Raw genomic sequence first — 17,605 nt, forward strand, 5'->3', positions numbered from 1 at the left:
CTTATCCGGTGTGCGCGGCCGCCAGTAGCTCGCGGGTATAGGGGTGTTGTGGGGCATTGAACAGCGTTTCACTGCTGCCGTACTCCACCACGCGCCCATCTTTGAGCACCAGCACGTCGTGGGCCAGCGCGCGGACCACGCTCAGGTCGTGGCTGATGAACAGATAGGTGAGGTCATGTTTTTCTTGCAGGTCACGCAACAGGCTCACCACCTGCTTCTGGACTGTGCGATCCAGTGCCGAAGTCGGCTCGTCGAGCAGAATGAACGCTGGCTTGAGCACCAACGCGCGGGCGATGGCGATGCGTTGGCGCTGGCCACCGGAAAACTCATGAGGGTAACGATGCCGGCTGGCCGGGTCGATCCCCACTTCCTGCAAGGCCCGGATCACCTGCTGGTCGCACTGCTCAGGGTCGAGTTGGGTGTGGGCTTGAAGGCCTTCAGCAATGATCTGCGCCACTGACAGGCGCGGGCTGAGGCTGCCGTAAGGGTCTTGAAACACCACCTGCATTTGCTTGCGCCACGGCCGCATCTGTTTATGGCTCATGCCATCCAGGGCCTGGCCGCGAAAGCGGATCGTGCCGCTGGAGTCGAGCAGGCGCAAAATAGCCTGGCCGAGGGTGGACTTGCCTGAGCCGGATTCGCCCACGATGCCCAGGGTCTTGCCGCGTTCGACGCTCAGGCTGATGTCGTCCACGGCCTTGAGGTATTCCTTATGACGGCCGAACCAGCCGCCGGCCAGCGAGAACCACACGCGCAGGTTTTCGACCTCCAGCAATGGTTCGCGAGCGGGGCGGGTGACGGGTAAACCTGCCGGCTCGGCGTCCAGCAACAGGCGGCTATAAGGGTGCTGCGGCTGTTTGAACAGGCTCTGGCATTCATTGTGTTCGACAATTTGCCCGGCCTGCATCACGCACACCCGCTGGGCCACGCTGTGGACCAGGTTCAGGTCATGGCTGATCAGCAGCAGCGACATGTTCAGGCGTTGCTGCAGGTCTTTGAGCAGCAGCAGGATCTTGCGCTGGACAGTGACGTCCAGCGCGGTGGTGGGCTCATCGGCAATCAGCAGCTCCGGTTCACAGGCCAGCGCCATGGCAATCATCACCCGCTGACGCTGCCCGCCGGACAGCTCATGCGGATAGGCCTTGAGGCGTTTCTGCGGCTCGCGGATGCCGACCAGTTCCAGTAGCTCAACGATCCTCTGCTGCGCCTCGCGTCCGCTGATGCCGCGGTGCAGCAGCAGGGTTTCGCCAATCTGTTTGGCTACGGTGTGCAACGGGTTGAGAGATGTCATCGGCTCCTGGAAGATCATTGCGATGCGGTTGCCGCGCAACTGGCGCAGGGTTTTTGCGTCAGCGCCCAGCAACTGCTGACCACGGTAGCGAATGCTGCCGCTGCACTGGGTGTCGGCTTGCGGCAGCAATTGCAGGATTGAATGGGCAGTGACCGACTTGCCCGAACCGGACTCTCCAACCAGCGCCAGACACTCGCCGGGGCGTATATCCAGACTGAGGTTATACACCGCTGGCTGGCCGTTAAAGGCGATGTTCAGGTCGCGGATTTCGATCAGATTATCCGGCATATCAAGACCTCGGGTCGAAGGCATCGCGTAGCGCTTCGCCAATGAACACCAGCAAGCTGAGGATTAGCGCCAGAGCAAAGAAAGCGGTCAGCCCCAGCCAGGGTGCTTGCAGGTTGGTTTTGCTCTGGGCAATCAGTTCGCCCAGCGATGCACTGCCGGCCGGCATGCCGAAACCGAGAAAGTCCAGGGCCGTGAGGGTGGTGATGGCGCCGGTAAGAATGAACGGCAGGTAACTCAGGGTGGCGCTCATGGCGTTGGGCAGGATATGCCGCACGATCACTCGCCGGTCGCTGAGCCCCAGGGCGCGGGCGGCCTTCACATATTCCAGCTTGCGCCCACGCAAGAACTCGGCCCGCACCACATCCACCAGCGCCAGCCAGGAAAACAGCGCCATGATTCCCAGCAGCCACCAGAAGCCCGGCTCGACGAAACCGGACAGAATGATCAGCAGGTAAAGCACCGGCAAGCCTGACCAGACCTCCTGCAGACGCTGGCCTATCAGGTCGGTCCAGCCCCCGTAATAGCCTTGCAGCGCGCCGGCAGCGATGCCAATCACCGCGCTGATCAGGGTCAGCGCCAAGGCGAACAGGATCGAAATCCGGGCACCAAAGATCACCCTGGCCAATACGTCGCGCGACTGATCATCGGTGCCCAGCCAGTTCTGCGCTGACGGTGGGCTTGGGGCCGGAACGCTCAGGTCATAATTGGGTGTGTCGGCGCCGAACGGGATGGGCGGGAACAGCATCCAGCCGTCGCCCTTGGCGATTTGTTGTTGCACGTACTGGCTGCGGTAATCAGGCTGAAACGGCAACTCGCCGCCAAATGCCTGCTCGGTATAACGCTTGAATACCGGGAAATACAGCGAGCCTTTATAGCTGAGCACCAGCGGCTTGTCGTTGGCAATCAGTTCGCCGCCCAGGGTCAGCATGAACAGCCCGCAGAACAGCCACAGCGACCACCAGCCGCGACGGTTGGCGCGAAACCGCGCCAGCCGGCGTCGGGCCACAGGGGACAGGCGCTGCATCAGACAGTCCTCGCACTGAAGTCGATGCGCGGATCGACCAAGGTGTAGCAGATATCACCGGCCAGTTTGATCAGCAGGCCAAACAGGGTGAAGATGAACAGCGTGCCGAACACCACCGGATAATCGCGCGCCACCGCCGCCTCGTAGCTCATGCGGCCCAGGCCATCAAGCGAGAAAATGACTTCGATCAGCAGCGCGCCGGAAAAAAACACCGTGATCAGCGCCTGCGGGATGCCGGCCACCACCAGCAACATGGCATTGCGAAATACATGGCCATACAGCACGCGCCGTTCGCTCATGCCTTTGGCTCTGGCGGTGGTCACATACTGGCGGGTGACTTCGTTGAGAAAGGCGTTCTTGGTCAACAGGGTCAGGGCGGCAAAACCGCCGATCACCAGCGACGTGACCGGCAGCGCCAGGTGCCAGAAGTAGTCGGCGATCTTGCCGGTCAGCGATAGCTCGGCGAAGTTCTCCGAGACCAGCCCGCGCACCGGAAACCAGTGCAGCGCGGTGCCGCCGCAGAACAGCACCACCAACAGCATGGCGACCAGAAAGGCCGGTAGGGCGTAGCCGATGATGATCAGCGTGCTGCTCCAGACATCGAAGTGGCTGCCGTGCCTGACCGCCTTGCGAATCCCCAGCGGGATCGACACTAGATAGGTCAGCAGGGTCGCCCACAGTCCTAGCGACAATGACACCGGCAACTTCTGCATGATCAGTTCAGTGACTGAGGCTCCGCGAAAGAAGCTGTTGCCGAAATCCAGCCGGGCATAGTGACCCAGCATCAGCCACAGCCGCTCATGCAGCGGTTTGTCAAAGCCATACTGGCGCTCGATTTCCTCGATCAGCTTCGGGTCCAGCCCCCGGGAGGCGCGGGATTGGCCGCTGTGCACCGATTCGACCGAGGTGCTGCCCACACTGCCGCCGCCAACCCCTTGCAGGCGTGCGATGGTTTGCTCCACCGGCCCGCCCGGTGCGGCTTGGACAATGAAAAAATTGACCAGCAGGATGCACAGCAGGGTCGGGATGATCAGCAGCAGGCGACGCAGGATATAGCCCGGCATTTACTGCATCTCCTTGACCAGCGCCGAAGCACCACGTCGTGCGGCGAATTCCTCGTCGGTCAGCGCCGTAGGGCTGACTTCCCACCAGGTTTCAATGGCTTCGCTGTTACGCGCCTGGATTTTGGGAATGCCGAAGCGGTTCCACCACACTGTAGAGCTGCCGGGCGGATAGTAGTTGGGAATCCAGTAGTAGCCCCACTGCAATACCCGGTCCAGGCTGCGGGCATAAGCGCTCATGTCAGCCTGGGTGGTGGCCTTGACCAGGCCATCGATCAGGCTGTCTACCGCCGGGTTCTGCAGCACCATGTAGTTGCTGGAGCCAGCATCGCGGGCCACCTTGGAGCCAAAGCTGTTGTACAGCTCCATTCCCGGCGAGTTGCTCACGGTATAGCCGATCACAATCATGTCATAGTCGCGGGCCATGACTCGGTTCAGGTACTGCGCGGCGTCGATGCGGCGGATCTCGAAGCGGATGCCGATCTGCGCCAGGGTACGCTTGTAAGGCAGCAGCAGGCGCTCCATCCCTGATTGGGCGTTGAGAAACGTGAAACTCAGCGGCTCGCCCTGGGCATTGACCAGTTGGTCGCCCTTCGGCTCCCAGCCCGCCTGCTTGAGCAAACTCAGGGCCTGCAGTTGTTTGTCGCGGATCAGGCCGCTGCCATCGGTGCGCGGTGGCTGGAATACCTGAGTGAATACTTCATCAGGCACCTGGCCGCGCAACGGCTCAAGAATTTCCAGCTCGCGAGGCGAGGGCAGTTGAGTGGCCGCCAGGGGCGAGTTGGAAAAGTAGCTGCTCTGGCGGATGTACATGTTGCGCATCATCTGCCGATTGGTCCATTCGAAATCCCACAGCATGGCCAGTGCCTGACGCACTCGCCGGTCCTGGAACATCGGTCGATCCAGGTTGAAAACAAACCCCTGGGAGTTCTGGATCGCGTCGCTGGCCAGATGCGCCTTTTGCAGGCGACCCTCACTCAAGGCCTGGCCGTTATAGCGAATGGTGTAGCCGGTGGCGGAGTATTCACGGTTGTAATCGTAACCGCCGCCGAGCAATACCTGACGCGCCACATCGGTGTCGCCGAAATACTCGATGCGAAACGAATCGAAGTTGTACAGGCCGCGACTGACCGGCTTGTCACGTCCCCACCACTGCGGGTCGCGCTCGAACGTAATGCTGCGCCCTGCATCGACCTTGCCGATCTTGTACGGCCCACTGCCGGGCGGCACTTCAAAGCCGGCGCCGCCAGCAAAGTCGCGGGTCTTCCACCAATGTTCGGGCAGTACCGGCAGCGACGCCAGTTCCAGTGGCAGGGTACGGCTTTCGTTGTTGCTGAAATCGAAACGCACTTGGCCGGGTGACTCGACTTGCACCCCCTTGACCGCCTCAAAGCGGGTCCGGTAATCGAGCTTGCCTTTGCTCATGAACAACTCGAAGGTGTACTTCACGTCATTGGCAGTGATCGGCGTGCCGTCGGCGAAGCGGGCATCAGGGTCAATATAGAAGCGCAGCGATAGCCCGTCGGCACTGCGTTCCATTTGTCGTGCTACCAGACCATAGACGGTGAAGGGTTCATCCAGCGAGCGCACGGCCAGCGGCGCATACAGCAACTTGTCGACCTGCTCGACGCCCATGCCTTTGTCGACATACGGGATCAAATGATCGAACTGGCCGATTTCCTGCGCCGAGCGTCGCATACTGCCGCCTTTGGGGGCATCGGGGTTAACGTAATCGAAGTGCAGGAAGCCCGCTGGGTAACGCGGCGCTTCACCATAAACGGTCAGTGCATGCTGCGGCGCAGCCCACGTTGATTGCACGGTGCTCAGTAGGGCCAGTGATGCGGCAAACAGTGATAAACGAAGCAAACCCATGAGCGAACCACAAGCCAGAAACTGTTGTGTCGTTCTACAGGGAAAGCGCTACAGCGCCAAGGGCCAAAGCTACAAGTTTCGGCTCGTTAGAATGCAAACGGCCCATCATCAGGATGGGCCGTTTACCAGAATCAACTGCGCAGGATCAGTCCTGACGGCTGGTCACTTCCAGCAGGTGGTAGCCGAACTGGGTCTTGACCGGACCCTGTACCACGTTGATCGGGGCGCTGAATACCACGGTGTCGAACTCCTTGACCATCTGGCCTGGACCGAACGAGCCCAGGTCACCGCCCTGACGGCTCGACGGGCAGCTTGAATTGGCCTTGGCGATTTCCGCGAAATCAGCGCCGCCTTCGATCTGGGCTTTCAGTTCGTTGCACTTCTCTTCGCTGGAAACCAGGATGTGGCGGGCAGTGGCTTTTGCCATGGGAACAGTACTCCTGTTGAAAAATACCAAGCCTACCGTAATGTGAAGGGCGCTGCCTGATTAAGTTCATGACCCTTGGCTAATGCCGTGCGGCGCTGACCGGCCCGGCAATAGCGCGTAGACCGGCTTCGGCCGGGGAACGCAGCGACGCGGTCCCGGCCAAGGCCGATGTTCGCGCTGAGGTGATGGCTCAGCGGTAGCGCAGCCGCTCAACCGCGCCGCGCAGCAGCGCCTCGGTGCCGGACCAGCCCAAGCATGCATCGGTCACCGATACCCCGTATTTCAATGAAGGCCCCAGAGCCTGGCAGCCGTCGAACAGATGGCTTTCGATCATCATGCCCATCAGCGCGGTGTTGCCCTGCAGGCGCTGCTCCAGCACATCGTTGAACACCAATGGCTGACGGGCCGGGTCTTTGCCGCTGTTGGCATGGCTGCAATCGACCATGATCCGCGGGTTGGCCTGTTGTTTATCAAGCGCGGCACTGACCTTGGCGACCTGTTCGGCGCTGTAGTTGGGGCCGTGGTGGCCGCCGCGCAGCACGATATGGGTGTCGAGGTTGCCTGCCGTCTCGATAATGGCCGGATGTCCGTGCCGGTCCATGCCGAAATGCCGGTGCGGGTGAGCCGCCGAACGCATGGCGTCGCAAGCCACGGCGACGCCGCCATCGGTGCCGTTCTTGAAGCCGACCGGGATGCCCAGGCCGCTGGCCATTTCTCGATGGATCTGCGATTCAGTCGTACGGGCGCCGATCGCCACCCAGCTCAACACGTCATCGAAGTAACCGGCCGCCATTGGCTGCAGTACTTCAGTCGCGACAGGCAGGCCCAGTTCGAGCATGTCACGCATCAGTTGCCGTGACAGGCTCAGTCCGCTCGCCATGTCATCACTGCCATCCAGATGCGGATCGTAGGCCAGGCCTTTCCAGCCGACGGTGGTGCGAGGCTTTTCGATGTAGGCACGCATCACCAGCAGCATTTGGTCGCTGACTTCACTGGCCAGCTCGGCCAGCCGCGCTGCGTATTCAAGTGCTGATTGTGGGTCGTGTAATGAACAGGGGCCGACCACCACCAGCAGGCGGGAGTCGCTGCCATCGAGAATCGCGCGAATGGCGCGTCGATGCGCTGCGACCTGACTGGTCAGGGAGGCATTCAACGGCAGGCGCTGTTTGAGCTCGACGGTGGTCGGCAGTCTTTGCGGATGGGATGCAGGGTCCAGACAGGTGACGGTGCTGGACGACAGTTCGGTGTTTTTCAGAGTGGCAGGCGCGTTCATGTTCTGGCTTCCTGGGCGGCGGTTTTTTCCCGCTCACGCCCTATAGGGGTGTTCGACAAGGTTGTGTAATAGACAAATTGCCACCAGGCAGTGACCGGACGGAGGCGGCAGGCTGTCCCGAACGGAGGCTGGTAAATCGCCAGGCGTAGACGTAGTTGCAGTAATCGGTGAAGTGGGTCATGTGCTGTGTCCTCTGGAAATCTGTTGTGCGTCGTTAAAGGTGCTTAAAAACAAAACCCCCGGTCGGGGAGCCGACCGGGGGTTGAGAATTCTCTGGTGGGCGTCCCGTGAGTCAGGGCGCCGATGTAGGGGTATCAGCGCCTGTGGCTAAACCAATACCCATAATAAAAATCGACCGGCAGACAGGCATTGGCCAAAACCCTTTCGCCAGCATGCGTCGCTACCTGGCACTCAAGGCCGGCAGGGCGAACACATTGGAGGGTGAGGGTAAGCGACATATGATGTCTCCGTGGAATGTTGCCGAGCATACTTCAGGCAGTTTTTAAAAACTACCCGTCTTGCGATTGATTGCGTTGCTCAAGTCAAATCGGTTTTTTAGGGGGGAGCAAGTCACCAGCGGTTGAGGCAGAATTTTATCGGGGGAGGTGCCGACGCGAATTGTCAGAAAAGGCGATTTGATCACTCAGATCAAACCTGCAACGGTGGACAGAACTATTCTTTACCTTGGCCGCTCAGCAGTGCTGTCAAACAACGTCAGAGGCTGGCGGGTTCTCCGGCGTGGAGATGGTCCCGACCTTCATGCCCAGCAAAACCGCCACTTTATGGGCTTCGCCACGGCGACCTTTCTTGCGGCCGGCTAAAACCTGATAGGTCGTTGCAGCATCCACGTTGTTTTCACGAGCAAATTGTTGAACGGATTTTCCCTGTTGATCGAGCCAAGCCTTGGCTTGTGCAGCAGTGCGGATTACGGGCATAGTTTAAAACCGTTCAAATCAGTTTAATTTTGTCAGGATTTTACCATTCGTTAGAATGGGGTCAACAGGGTTGCGCATTCAAATGAGTGGAATTGGATACCGTCTAAGAAAAGAACGCGAGCGTCTGGGCTTGTCTCAGCGAGCTTTCGGGGAAATCGGTGGCGTGGAAGCCAATGCCCAAGGCAAGTATGAAAGCGGTGATCGTGCTCCCAAGGCCGATTACCTGGCTGCGGTCTCTGCCAAAGGGGTTGACGTATTGTACGTGCTCACAGGAAAAGCTACGCCAATCCCGCTCGATAATCTCAGCCTGGCCGAAGAAAAAGTGCTGGGCAGCTACAGGACCCTGCACAAGGAGGATCAGGACGCGATCCGGCGGTTGACTACCAGCATGGCGGAACTGTCCGCGTCGTCATTGATAGGCAGCAAGCTCTTTTCCAGCCCGTCCATCAGCGATGAGTCATCAGTTGAAGAGAGCTGATGGCGGTCGTCCTTTGGGTATATTTGTGAGTCGGCGCACATTTTTTTCTGGCACTGAATTCTATGAGTGATAGCGTGTGGTTAACGCTGTCCACCCAACAGCATTGAGTCAGAAACCGGGGGCGTGCCTGATTGAATTACCCGTATTGGCCATGGGATCTTGGGCATTGCCTTGCGAATCATGCTATAGCAGTCATTGAGGGCTGCTAGGTCGCGGTTCTCTGAGCTTCAGGGCGGCGCTCGACACTGTGTGACGAGTTCAAAGACCCTAGGTCTGGCTCCCTGTTTTTGTTATCGTGACACGCATTGCTATGACTGTTTCGCGAGGTGTCTCCTTGATTAAGGTGCTAGTTGTCGACGACCACGATCTCGTGCGCACAGGCATAACCCGCATGCTCGCCGACATCGATGGCCTGCAGGTCATCGGTCAGGCCGATTGTGGCGAAGAATCCCTGAAGAAAGCCCGTGAACTCAAACCTGATGTCGTGCTTATGGACGTCAAAATGCCGGGTATTGGTGGCCTTGAAGCCACCCGCAAGTTGTTGCGCAGCCACCCCGACATGAAAGTCGTGGCGGTGACCGCCTGTGAGGAAGATCCGTTTCCGACCCGACTGCTGCAAGCCGGGGCGGCAGGTTATATGACCAAGGGCGCCGGCCTGACCGAAATGGTCCAGGCCATTCGCATGGTGTTTGCCGGTCAGCGATACATCAGCCCGCAGATCGCTCAGCAACTGGCGCTCAAGTCGTTTCAGCCCGAGCAGAGTAACTCGCCGTTCGATCTGTTGTCCGAACGAGAAATCCAGATCGCCTTGATGATCGTTGGCTGTCAGAAGGTCCAGACTATTTCGGACAAACTGTGCTTGTCGCCGAAAACCGTCAACACCTACCGTTATCGTATTTTCGAGAAGCTTTCGATCAGCAGTGATGTCGAACTGGCACTGCTGGCGGTTCGTCACGGCATGGTCGATGCCAGCGCCTGAACATGACTGAAACCTTTGATCACAGTGCTTTTCTGGCCACTTGCAGTGGCCGACCCGGTGTCTACCGGATGTTCGATGAACAGGGGCTGCTGCTCTATGTCGGCAAGGCCAAGAACCTCAAGAAGCGTCTGGCCAGCTACTTTCGCAAGACTGGCCATGCGCCCAAGACCGGTGCGCTGGTGGCGCGAATCGCGCAGATCGAAACTACCATCACTGCCAATGAAACCGAAGCGCTGCTGTTGGAACAGACCCTCATCAAAGAGAGTCGGCCGCCCTATAACATCCTGCTGCGCGACGACAAATCCTACCCGTATGTGTTTCTTTCGGACGGTGCCTTCCCGCGGCTGAGCATTCATCGTGGAGCGAAGAGGGCCAAAGGGCGTTATTTCGGGCCTTATCCCAGCGCCGGGGCCATTCGCGAAAGCCTCAGCCTGTTGCAGAAGACCTTCCTTGTGCGTCAGTGCGAGGACAGCTACTACCGCAACCGCACCCGGCCTTGCCTGCAGTACCAGATAAAACGCTGCAAAGCGCCCTGTGTCGGCCTGGTCGAGCCTGAAGTTTACGCTGAGGACGTGCGCCATTCGGTGATGTTCCTTGAAGGGCGCAGCAACGCTCTGAGTGATGAACTCAATGCGGCGATGGAGCACGCAGCCATGGCGCTGGAGTTTGAGCGCGCGGCCGAGCTTCGCGATCAGGTTTCCCTGTTACGGCGTGTCCAGGACCAACAGAGCATGGAAGGCGGCACCGGCGATGTGGATGTGGTCGCTGCCTTCGTCAATCCGGGCGGTGCATGCGTTCATTTGATCAGCGTGCGCGGCGGACGAGTGCTGGGCAGCAAGAATTTCTTCCCTCAGGTGGGTATAGAAGAAGAGGTCGGCGAAGTGATGTCGGCGTTCCTCGCCCAGTATTTCCTGGGGGGTGTTGATCGTGAGCTGCCCGGCGAGGTTATCGTCAACGTGATCAACGACGACTTTGCGAGCCTGATCGATGCGATTCATGAATTGCGCGGTCGTGAGCTGACCATTAGTCATCGGGTGCGAGGCACCCGGGCGCGCTGGCAGCAGTTGGCGGTCACCAATGCCGAGCAGGCCCTCGGCGCCAGGTTGGCCAGCCGGCAACATGTGGCGTCGCGTTTTGAAGCGCTGGCTCGTGAACTCAAACTTGATGAGCCACCGCAGCGCCTTGAATGCTACGACATCAGCCACTCCAGCGGCGAAGCCACGGTGGCCTCATGTGTGGTGTTCGGCCCGGAAGGGCCGATCAAATCCGATTATCGGCGCTACAACATCGAAGGCGTCACTGCAGGCGATGACTATGCGGCCATGCACCAGGCACTGACGCGGCGCTTCAGCAAGATCAAGGACGGCGAGGGCAAGTTGCCGGACATCCTGCTGGTGGATGGTGGCAAGGGGCAGTTGAATATGGCCCGCGACGTTCTCAATGAGTTGGCGGTGCCTGACCTCATCTTGCTGGGGGTGGCCAAGGGCGTGACCCGCAAGGCCGGTTTCGAGACCTTGTACCTCAACGATGTTAACCATGAGTTTACCTTGCCTGGCGACTCGCCGGCCTTGCACCTGATTCAGCAGATCCGCGACGAAGCGCACCGGTTCGCGATCACCGGCCACCGGGCACGTCGCGGCAAGACCCGGCGTACCTCGACCCTGGAAGGCGTGGCGGGCGTGGGGCCTACCCGGCGCCGCGACTTGCTCAAGCACTTTGGCGGCTTGCAGGAGTTGTCGCGCGCCAGCATCGAAGAAATCGCCAAAGCACCCGGTATCAGTAAAAAGCTTGCAGAGTCGATTTATGCGAACCTGCATAGCGAGTAGAATGCCCGCTCACCTCGTAGCCAGTTGTGCCGATGAATATCCCTAATCTGATCACCGTTTTACGCGTTCTCCTGATTCCGATCTTCATTCTGTTGTTCTATGTGCCTTATCACTGGAGCTACGCAGCGGCTAGCGTGGTGTTTGCGTTCGCGGCCGCTACTGACTGGCTGGACGGTTATCTGGCGCGCAAACTGCAGCAAAGCACTCCGTTTGGGGCCTTTCTCGATCCGGTGGCAGACAAACTCATGGTCGCGGTGGCGCTGGTTATGCTGGTGCAGACTCATGCCAACTTCTGGCTTACCCTGCCAGCGATGGTCATCATCGGCCGAGAGATCGTCATTTCCGCACTGCGCGAATGGATGGCCGAGATCGGTGCCCGCGCTCAGGTGGCGGTATCGAACATGGGCAAATGGAAAACCGCCGCGCAGATGCTCGCCCTGGTGATCCTGCTGGCCAATCCGGTGCAACTCAGCTTCTGGGTGGTCACGGGCTACGCGCTGCTGCTGGTTGCCGCTGGCTTGACCCTGTGGTCGATGATCCAATACCTCAAGGCCGCATGGCCTCATTTGAAAACCACTGTAGATAAAAAATAAGTTTTTTAGAATCAAGGGGTTGACGGATAGATTTGAATGTATAGAATGGCGCACATCAAATGACGCGGGAATAGCTCAGTTGGTAGAGCACGACCTTGCCAAGGTCGGGGTCGCGAGTTCGAGTCTCGTTTCCCGCTCCAATTTGATTGCGCAAGATGTTGTTAAGTGCAGCGTCAAGCGTTTTGAGGCCGAGTAGCAAAATGGTTATGCAGCGGATTGCAAATCCGTTAACGCCGGTTCGATTCCGACCTCGGCCTCCACATTCGAAAGCCCCGTAGATTAACGTCTACGGGGCTTTTTTGTTGTGCTGAGAAAGGTGGATCATTTCCGCATCTATGGGTATCGTTTCCGCAACTAGTCGGTTGTTTCGGTCGGATTGACCACCTCGCCACGGCGTCGATATACCTGTTTGGTGATCTTTTCAGATGAGTGCCCGAGCAACTTCGCAGCCTGGCCAACATCCTCTATATCTGACGCAGCTCGCGGCCTTATGTCCATAAACCTGAACTCTCGAATCTTTGCGGCCAGGTCCTGATCACCTTGGAGTACTGCCTCGGTAATTGCCTGCTCCCGCGCTTCATTCCATCTGTTCGTGAGCATGGGTAAGCTCATCCGCATTCCGGAGGCGTTTGTGATCAAGCGCGTGCCGCGAATACCTGCAATGCGCCTGCGCTCAAGGAGCCCTTCAACGAACTTGCCAAGACTGGTGGGTTCCTCGCCGATGTAGAGCCGAATACGCAACTTCTTGTCGGTTTTCCCCTGCCTGAACTCAAGGAAGCCGCCGACAATGTCTGTAGCGCTGGCCTTAAGTGTGTCAGCGGGCCGCTGGCCGCACAGATATGCCAGGTCCATTGCATCACGTAGTTCCGGGACAGCGTGTTTGTAAACTGCATTCCAGACGCCCTCTGTGGCATAAAAGTCCCGAGGCTTTTCCTTGTTCCGACGCAGTCCAAAGCACGGGTTGGCCTTCTCTGTCAGGCCCCATTCCCGAGCGATTGTGAAAACATGAGAGAGCAGGGCAATCTCCCTATTGGCCCGCACCTTGGCCGTCCGGGCGTCGCGGTACTGGGCAACGATGGGGGTTGTGATGGAATCTATTGGCGCCTCCCCGAAGGCCTTTCTCAATATCTCCAGTTCCTTGAGGTTGTCCCGCTGGGTCCGCGGCGCTTTGGTGGGGATGATCGCGTCGCGGTATCGGTCAAACACCTCGCCCATCAGGCAGGCTGCCTTCGGTAGGCTGGTGCGCTCAAGTCGCGCCCACTCAACCCGGGCTTCGTTGAGGTCCGTGCCCAGCGGTATCTCCTTGCGTTTGCCGCCTTCATCCCTCCCGTCGTAGTAATAGCCCACCCAAACCTTGCCGCTTTTCAATGTCCGAACCCGCCGCAGCATTCGCGGCGGCAGGTCTCGGTTCGCTCCCTTCTTGCTGCGCATCAATTACCCCACGCGCGATAGGTCTAGTGTCCAGGTCTCCGCGACTGCGTTCGTAGCACTCGGCTTGACCCCTGCGAGTTTCAGGCGGGCGTACACCCGGCCCACTACTGGCCGGCGTGCTCCGGTAAGCGCGTATTGCCAACCGTTGCGTGCCAGCCAAGCGATCTGCTTACTGGGCATCTGGTAGCCGGTGATTGCTGCTATTTCTTCTTCGTCCAGAGTTTCGGTTTGGATTTCCATGATCATCTCCAGGCCGCCCGTAGAGGCGGCGGGTGTGGACATTCAGTTGTTCAGGAGGCGAGCGCGTGGGACAGGGCTTGCTTGCGCGCCAGGGCCACACGGTCGCGGTTCCACTCCAGAACTTCAGCCTTGATCCAGGCCACGGAGCGCTCGCCCAGCTTCACCTGGGCGGGGAAGACGCCGGTCTTGACCATGTCGTAGAGCTTGGTGGTGCCCACGCCGGTCAGGCGCAGTACCTCAGGCAGCTTGATGAACTCGATCTCGTCGGGCATATCGCGGGTATCGATGTTTTCGGTATTCATGGGGGTGCTCCAGGCCGCGCAAGGCAGCAGGTATATAAAGGAAGGTGGACAGATTCCGGGTCGAACTGGATCAGTCGAAGACCGGATCTTGATGAGCCGGTACCGGCAACTGGCGTCGCGGCTTTTTCGGTGGTTTGAGATCGTCGTCTAGGTAATCGCCGAAAGCCCGGACCATGCTCCGGATGATCGGGAGCCTCAGGCGCTCACTGTTCTTGAACACCGGCCACATCAGGTTCCAGGTCCAGCCAAGGGTTACTGCCGGGTTGTTTGGGCTGGCCTTTGTCCAGTCGGTGATTTCGGCGCGGGCCCGGGCGAACATGGCGGCCAGCTGCTCACGGGTCACGGTTTCGGCGATGCGGTTGGCGTCGGCCCGGTTCACAGCACGTACCTCTCGATGGCTTGAGCCACGGCCGGCACCAGTGCAGGCATTGGCCGGCTCGGCAGTTCATGGGGAGATAGGTGGCGCATGCTGGTCGGCTGCCAGGACGGCGGCGGTACTGGTCGCACCGCCTGGCCAACGGCAACGCCCAGTATCAGGGCGACCAACAGGGCCAACAGGATATTGAGGCGGGTCATGGTGTCACTCGCTTGAACTCGACGACCCAGACCCACGGGTTGGAATTCCAGCTTTCCATGCCGTTGAGCATCACCCACAAGCCGCCAAACAGCTCCAAAGCCGAAAGGTCGTTGCCGCCCGGGTCGATATCGCGCTCGGCGAGCATCACACCCTCGGCTAGCGCCTGCTGCTCGTTGATGTCCTGCAGGCGCTCGACGCGCACCGCCGTGACCTCCAGCAGGATGCGGCTGTCACGACGCCTCATGTGAATGCTCGGTTTCCATGGGCCGCCGTAATCAGTGCGGTTGTCACACTCGCGGTAGACGATCCACTTCTCACCCGGTGCCTGGGCAACGTTAATTTCGGCCCAGGCCTCACGTACCCAAAGCCGATCACCCGGCTGTCCGTGCGGGCAAAGCAAGGCTGCCGGCACCGACATACCTGCTTTGGTTTCGACAAAAGGGTAACCGGCGGCAATATCGTCAGGCCCGCGAGGCTCGTCAAACTGGCTCGCCAGTGAGGGCTTCACGGCGCGCCGCGTCACCGTTTTCTGGCCAGCCAGAATGGCCTGAACCATCGGGCCACTGAACAAAATCGGATGTTCTTTCATGGCTTCACCATCTTCTTCAAGCAGGCCGCGCAGGTGACTTTGGCTGGGTCATTCGAGAATTCGGTTGCTTTGACTTTGCGTCCGCACTTGGTCTTGATGCGACCGAGCATTGATAGCCTGCTCCACATATGAACCTTGCTCATGCCAAGATCTCCAGTTGGTGGTTGACCGGTACCGCCGACGTCTGCAGCGCTGCGACGACCATTGCATAGGCCTCGGGGTGTTGTTTGTCGAAGGGCGGCAGGTGTTCGCTCTCTACCCAGGTGCCGCGTATGGCGCCCCTGGCCAGCCAACTCGGCTTGCTGCCGTTGGGTCGGGTCCAGGCTGTAGGGCTGATGCCGTGCTCTTGAATGTGCTTGGCGGTGACGAAACCCTGCTTGCGCAGGAGAGCGATCACCTTCAAGGCCGCCTCTTTCCAGGGTGTGAGGCTGACGGGCGAGGGCACGCCGGCCTGGTGTGTGCCCACCGCCATCGGCACGCGGCACCGTATCGGCGGGTTCCAGTCGAACAGGTGCAGGCGCTCGCTGCTGGTGTAGTGATGCCAGCCGGTACCCAGGTTGCAGTCGAACTTCAGGTCGAACTCCCAGCCCCAGGTATTGGCATTCCGGTACCGGTGGCTCGGCACCAACACTGGAATGCCCACCATGTGGAGCAGCCGGGATATGCCGTAGCTGGCGTCGGTGAGCTTAGGCACGATGACCAGCCGGTGATCAGGGCCGGGGCTGCCGTAGAAGAACTCGTGGTCTTTGGGCAGGATCTGGTCGGCCACCTTGGCGTTCAGCGCCAGCTTGGCTTCGACGCCGATCTGCCGGCCGCTTTCATGCACGGCCAGCACGTCAAACCCAGCCGCTTCTGGGTAGCACTGCCAGCCCGGCACCTTATTCATTGAATCCATGAAGACCGCGCACAGCTCAGCCTCCTTGGCGATAGGTTTCAGTTCTTCGCGCATTGGGGTGTCCTTGCAGCAGGGTTCTTACGACTTCGAGTTGACCGCCTTGCGTACTGCGGGCATGTGCCGCCGCGACACGTCCAGCGGGACGAGAACGTCTGTCAGGGTGACCTGCGCCGGGGTCATGCGGAGGTTGCAGGGGCTGCGGAACAGTTCCAGCCGATCCCGCGCAACCAAGGCGTTGCGGTGAATCCGCACCAGGCGCTGGCCGTACAAGGCTTCGATCTCGATCAGCGGGGTTGCCAGCAGAAGTTCGCCACCGGCGTGGTGGGCCGTCACGTACTTCTCGGCGGCTTTGAAGTGGGTGATTTGCTCGATCGGGATCTTGATCACCGCGCGGCCGTGGCGGGCTTGGACAAAGCCAGGGTCGAGCACCTCGTCAGAATTGGCTACGGTCATTGGATTTCTCCATCGCGCTGCATCATGTGGGCAAGCTGTTCGTTGGTGAGGGGATCGCCGCCCATGCTCTGGCGACCATCTACGCTGCGGTGTTGAGGGCAGAACAGGCTGCCTTGGGCTCGCGGGGCGCTGCACTGATGCCCTTGCCACTCGGCGGCGCAGGGCTTGCCCGGTTCTTGGCTGGTACCCGGTACAGCCTTCTGGCCGTGGCACTCCGGGCATGATGGGCTGCTGCCGCCCCACAGCTCTTCCGGTGTGTATTCGCCGCTGGCCAGCAGAGCCTGTTCCTCTGGAGTGGCTACGCAGCATTTGCCCTTGGGCAGCGCTGCGTCGATAGCGCGACGGCGAACCTGCAAGGCCTCGGCGGAATCATTTTTCCATTCGCCAGCAACATCGATAGAAGGGTATGTCTTGTCAGACATAAAGCCTTCTTCGACGTAGACCTGTGAGCCGCCTGGAACGCGCTCGACGACGACTTTTCGGCACTTGAGTAGAATGAAGTCGAGACGTTGACTGTCTGTGCGCAGCCGCTCGACCTCAGCCTGGAGTCTGGCGACTTCATCCGCGCCATAGACGGGCATCCCGTCCTTGATGCGAGGGTCGCCGTTGAGCTTGATTAACGGCTCGCCATCAACGCGGTGAACGAAACCGAACGGATCTAGCTCACCAACTGATGCTGGCGCCGAATCTGGACCAGTCAACTGCTGGATCTGCAACGTGCGGACGGCCTGAACGAGCTTGAGAACATCGCCATTGCAGACGCTGGAATCACTCACCGGGTCTTCATCAGCAACAGCGTCATGGATCTCGGTCAGGAACTCGCCAGTCAGCACGGGACTATGCTGCACAGGCGCAGCAAGAGCGGCAGCGGGTGGGGCCTCCAACTCATTGATCCGAGCCTCCATCTTTGCAATGGTCGCGTACGCCATTGCCAATTTACCGGTTGGCTTGTTCATGCTCTTTCTCCCGAAACTGGTGCTCAGCCTGGCGCTGCCGGCTGCATTTTGTGTGGTCACCGTGCGCCCGCGCCTTGCCGCACTGATCACAGATCGGCGACAGGGCCAGGCGCAT

At 59.6% G+C, this 17,605-nt stretch carries 20 protein-coding genes and 2 tRNA genes; 6 read left to right on the plus strand and 16 right to left on the minus strand.

Going from position 1 to position 17,605, the window contains the following annotated elements:
* Window position 1: 1 nt before the first annotated feature.
* The 7 genes from NRB16_RS07710 to NRB16_RS07740 form a co-directional block, all read right to left on the minus strand.
* Window positions 2-1,579 carry an ABC transporter ATP-binding protein gene (locus NRB16_RS07710; RefSeq protein ID WP_045490514.1) on the minus strand — a complete coding sequence of 526 codons (1,578 nt, stop codon included), beginning with the start codon at window positions 1,577-1,579 and terminating at the stop codon, window positions 2-4.
* A gap of 1 nt (window position 1,580) precedes the next feature.
* Window positions 1,581-2,603 (minus strand): ABC transporter permease, encoded by a 1,023-nt coding sequence (locus NRB16_RS07715; RefSeq protein ID WP_045490516.1) that lies wholly within the window; start codon window positions 2,601-2,603, stop codon window positions 1,581-1,583.
* Window positions 2,603-3,667, minus strand: coding sequence for a microcin C ABC transporter permease YejB (locus tag NRB16_RS07720; protein ID WP_045490517.1), 1,065 nt, complete (start codon window positions 3,665-3,667; stop codon window positions 2,603-2,605). The genes NRB16_RS07715 and NRB16_RS07720 overlap by 1 nt, the downstream gene beginning before the upstream one ends.
* Window positions 3,668-5,536, minus strand: coding sequence for an extracellular solute-binding protein (locus NRB16_RS07725; protein ID WP_253139789.1), 1,869 nt, complete (start codon window positions 5,534-5,536; stop codon window positions 3,668-3,670). It lies immediately after the preceding gene.
* Between the two features lie 145 nt (window positions 5,537-5,681).
* Window positions 5,682-5,963: a peptidylprolyl isomerase gene (locus tag NRB16_RS07730; RefSeq protein WP_039589523.1), complete on the minus strand. Its 282-nt coding sequence runs from the start codon at window positions 5,961-5,963 to the stop codon at window positions 5,682-5,684.
* Window positions 5,964-6,153: 190 nt separating this feature from the next.
* Window positions 6,154-7,236, minus strand: a complete 1,083-nt coding sequence (locus NRB16_RS07735) for a 3-deoxy-7-phosphoheptulonate synthase (protein ID WP_257105872.1) — start codon at window positions 7,234-7,236, stop codon at window positions 6,154-6,156.
* 704 nt (window positions 7,237-7,940) lie between these two features.
* Window positions 7,941-8,171 carry a DNA-binding protein gene (locus NRB16_RS07740; RefSeq protein ID WP_084710044.1) on the minus strand — a complete coding sequence of 77 codons (231 nt, stop codon included), beginning with the start codon at window positions 8,169-8,171 and terminating at the stop codon, window positions 7,941-7,943.
* Window positions 8,172-8,253: 82 nt separating this feature from the next.
* On the opposite strand from NRB16_RS07740, the gene NRB16_RS07745 reads away from it, so the two are divergent.
* The 6 genes from NRB16_RS07745 (at window position 8,254) to NRB16_RS07770 (ending at window position 12,307) form a co-directional block, all read left to right on the plus strand.
* Complete coding sequence (locus tag NRB16_RS07745; RefSeq protein ID WP_045494646.1) at window positions 8,254-8,649, plus strand: helix-turn-helix domain-containing protein; 396 nt, start codon at window positions 8,254-8,256, stop codon at window positions 8,647-8,649.
* Window positions 8,650-8,983: 334 nt separating this feature from the next.
* On the plus strand, window positions 8,984-9,628 hold the full coding sequence (uvrY, locus tag NRB16_RS07750; RefSeq protein WP_045490520.1) for a UvrY/SirA/GacA family response regulator transcription factor: 645 nt from the start codon (window positions 8,984-8,986) through the stop codon (window positions 9,626-9,628).
* 2 nt (window positions 9,629-9,630) lie between these two features.
* Window positions 9,631-11,454 (plus strand): excinuclease ABC subunit UvrC, encoded by a 1,824-nt coding sequence (gene uvrC, locus NRB16_RS07755; RefSeq protein ID WP_257105873.1) that lies wholly within the window; start codon window positions 9,631-9,633, stop codon window positions 11,452-11,454.
* A gap of 32 nt (window positions 11,455-11,486) precedes the next feature.
* Window positions 11,487-12,047 (plus strand): CDP-diacylglycerol--glycerol-3-phosphate 3-phosphatidyltransferase, encoded by a 561-nt coding sequence (gene pgsA, locus NRB16_RS07760; RefSeq protein WP_045490524.1) that lies wholly within the window; start codon window positions 11,487-11,489, stop codon window positions 12,045-12,047.
* Window positions 12,048-12,111: 64 nt separating this feature from the next.
* Window positions 12,112-12,187 (plus strand) — tRNA-Gly (locus tag NRB16_RS07765).
* Between the two features lie 46 nt (window positions 12,188-12,233).
* A tRNA-Cys gene (locus tag NRB16_RS07770) sits at window positions 12,234-12,307 on the plus strand.
* A 94-nt stretch (window positions 12,308-12,401) separates the two neighbouring features.
* On the opposite strand, the gene NRB16_RS07775 is transcribed toward NRB16_RS07770, so the two are convergent.
* From NRB16_RS07775 to NRB16_RS07815, 9 genes are all read right to left on the minus strand, one after another.
* A complete protein-coding gene (locus tag NRB16_RS07775) occupies window positions 12,402-13,478 on the minus strand; it encodes an integrase (protein WP_257105874.1) in 1,077 nt (358 codons plus the stop codon).
* 3 nt (window positions 13,479-13,481) lie between these two features.
* Window positions 13,482-13,718 (minus strand): DUF4224 domain-containing protein, encoded by a 237-nt coding sequence (locus NRB16_RS07780; RefSeq protein WP_257105875.1) that lies wholly within the window; start codon window positions 13,716-13,718, stop codon window positions 13,482-13,484.
* A gap of 50 nt (window positions 13,719-13,768) precedes the next feature.
* Window positions 13,769-14,020: an AlpA family transcriptional regulator gene (locus NRB16_RS07785; protein ID WP_257105876.1), complete on the minus strand. Its 252-nt coding sequence runs from the start codon at window positions 14,018-14,020 to the stop codon at window positions 13,769-13,771.
* Between the two features lie 70 nt (window positions 14,021-14,090).
* Complete coding sequence (locus NRB16_RS07790; RefSeq protein ID WP_257105877.1) at window positions 14,091-14,399, minus strand: hypothetical protein; 309 nt, start codon at window positions 14,397-14,399, stop codon at window positions 14,091-14,093.
* Window positions 14,396-14,596, minus strand: coding sequence for a hypothetical protein (locus NRB16_RS07795; protein WP_257105878.1), 201 nt, complete (start codon window positions 14,594-14,596; stop codon window positions 14,396-14,398). The genes NRB16_RS07790 and NRB16_RS07795 overlap by 4 nt, the downstream gene beginning before the upstream one ends.
* On the minus strand, window positions 14,593-15,186 hold the full coding sequence (locus NRB16_RS07800) for a hypothetical protein (RefSeq protein ID WP_257105879.1): 594 nt from the start codon (window positions 15,184-15,186) through the stop codon (window positions 14,593-14,595). The genes NRB16_RS07795 and NRB16_RS07800 overlap by 4 nt, the downstream gene beginning before the upstream one ends.
* 139 nt (window positions 15,187-15,325) lie before the next feature.
* Window positions 15,326-16,135 (minus strand): hypothetical protein, encoded by an 810-nt coding sequence (locus NRB16_RS07805; RefSeq protein WP_257105880.1) that lies wholly within the window; start codon window positions 16,133-16,135, stop codon window positions 15,326-15,328.
* Window positions 16,136-16,159: 24 nt separating this feature from the next.
* A complete protein-coding gene (locus tag NRB16_RS07810) occupies window positions 16,160-16,534 on the minus strand; it encodes a LytTR family DNA-binding domain-containing protein (protein WP_373568441.1) in 375 nt (124 codons plus the stop codon).
* Window positions 16,531-17,490, minus strand: coding sequence for a hypothetical protein (locus tag NRB16_RS07815; protein WP_257105881.1), 960 nt, complete (start codon window positions 17,488-17,490; stop codon window positions 16,531-16,533). Before NRB16_RS07815 ends, NRB16_RS07810 begins: the two co-directional genes overlap by 4 nt.
* Window positions 17,491-17,605: the final 115 nt, after the last annotated feature.

It is taken from the genome of Pseudomonas sp. LJDD11 (assembly GCF_024584215.1).
Lineage (GTDB): Bacteria > Pseudomonadota > Gammaproteobacteria > Pseudomonadales > Pseudomonadaceae > Aquipseudomonas.

Bases quoted from the DNA above. Each gene is read 5' to 3' on its own strand.
- NRB16_RS07795 (WP_257105878.1), bottom strand. From the start codon at position 14,596: ATGACCCGCCTCAATATCCTGTTGGCCCTGTTGGTCGCCCTGATACTG.
- NRB16_RS07725 (WP_253139789.1), bottom strand. From the start codon at position 5,536: ATGGGTTTGCTTCGTTTATCACTGTTTGCCGCATCACTGGCCCTACTG.
- NRB16_RS07715 (WP_045490516.1), bottom strand. From the start codon at position 2,603: ATGCAGCGCCTGTCCCCTGTGGCCCGACGCCGGCTGGCGCGGTTTCGC.
- uvrC (WP_257105873.1), top strand. From the start codon at position 9,631: ATGACTGAAACCTTTGATCACAGTGCTTTTCTGGCCACTTGCAGTGGC.
- NRB16_RS07815 (WP_257105881.1), bottom strand. From the start codon at position 17,490: ATGAACAAGCCAACCGGTAAATTGGCAATGGCGTACGCGACCATTGCA.
- NRB16_RS07745 (WP_045494646.1), top strand. From the start codon at position 8,254: ATGAGTGGAATTGGATACCGTCTAAGAAAAGAACGCGAGCGTCTGGGC.
- NRB16_RS07730 (WP_039589523.1), bottom strand. From the start codon at position 5,963: ATGGCAAAAGCCACTGCCCGCCACATCCTGGTTTCCAGCGAAGAGAAG.
- NRB16_RS07800 (WP_257105879.1), bottom strand. From the start codon at position 15,186: ATGAAAGAACATCCGATTTTGTTCAGTGGCCCGATGGTTCAGGCCATT.
- NRB16_RS07810 (WP_373568441.1), bottom strand. From the start codon at position 16,534: ATGACCGTAGCCAATTCTGACGAGGTGCTCGACCCTGGCTTTGTCCAA.
- NRB16_RS07775 (WP_257105874.1), bottom strand. From the start codon at position 13,478: ATGCGCAGCAAGAAGGGAGCGAACCGAGACCTGCCGCCGCGAATGCTG.
- NRB16_RS07780 (WP_257105875.1), bottom strand. From the start codon at position 13,718: ATGGAAATCCAAACCGAAACTCTGGACGAAGAAGAAATAGCAGCAATC.
- NRB16_RS07720 (WP_045490517.1), bottom strand. From the start codon at position 3,667: ATGCCGGGCTATATCCTGCGTCGCCTGCTGCTGATCATCCCGACCCTG.
- NRB16_RS07740 (WP_084710044.1), bottom strand. From the start codon at position 8,171: ATGCCCGTAATCCGCACTGCTGCACAAGCCAAGGCTTGGCTCGATCAA.
- NRB16_RS07785 (WP_257105876.1), bottom strand. From the start codon at position 14,020: ATGAATACCGAAAACATCGATACCCGCGATATGCCCGACGAGATCGAG.
- NRB16_RS07805 (WP_257105880.1), bottom strand. From the start codon at position 16,135: ATGCGCGAAGAACTGAAACCTATCGCCAAGGAGGCTGAGCTGTGCGCG.
- NRB16_RS07735 (WP_257105872.1), bottom strand. From the start codon at position 7,236: ATGAACGCGCCTGCCACTCTGAAAAACACCGAACTGTCGTCCAGCACC.
- NRB16_RS07710 (WP_045490514.1), bottom strand. From the start codon at position 1,579: ATGCCGGATAATCTGATCGAAATCCGCGACCTGAACATCGCCTTTAAC.
- pgsA (WP_045490524.1), top strand. From the start codon at position 11,487: ATGAATATCCCTAATCTGATCACCGTTTTACGCGTTCTCCTGATTCCG.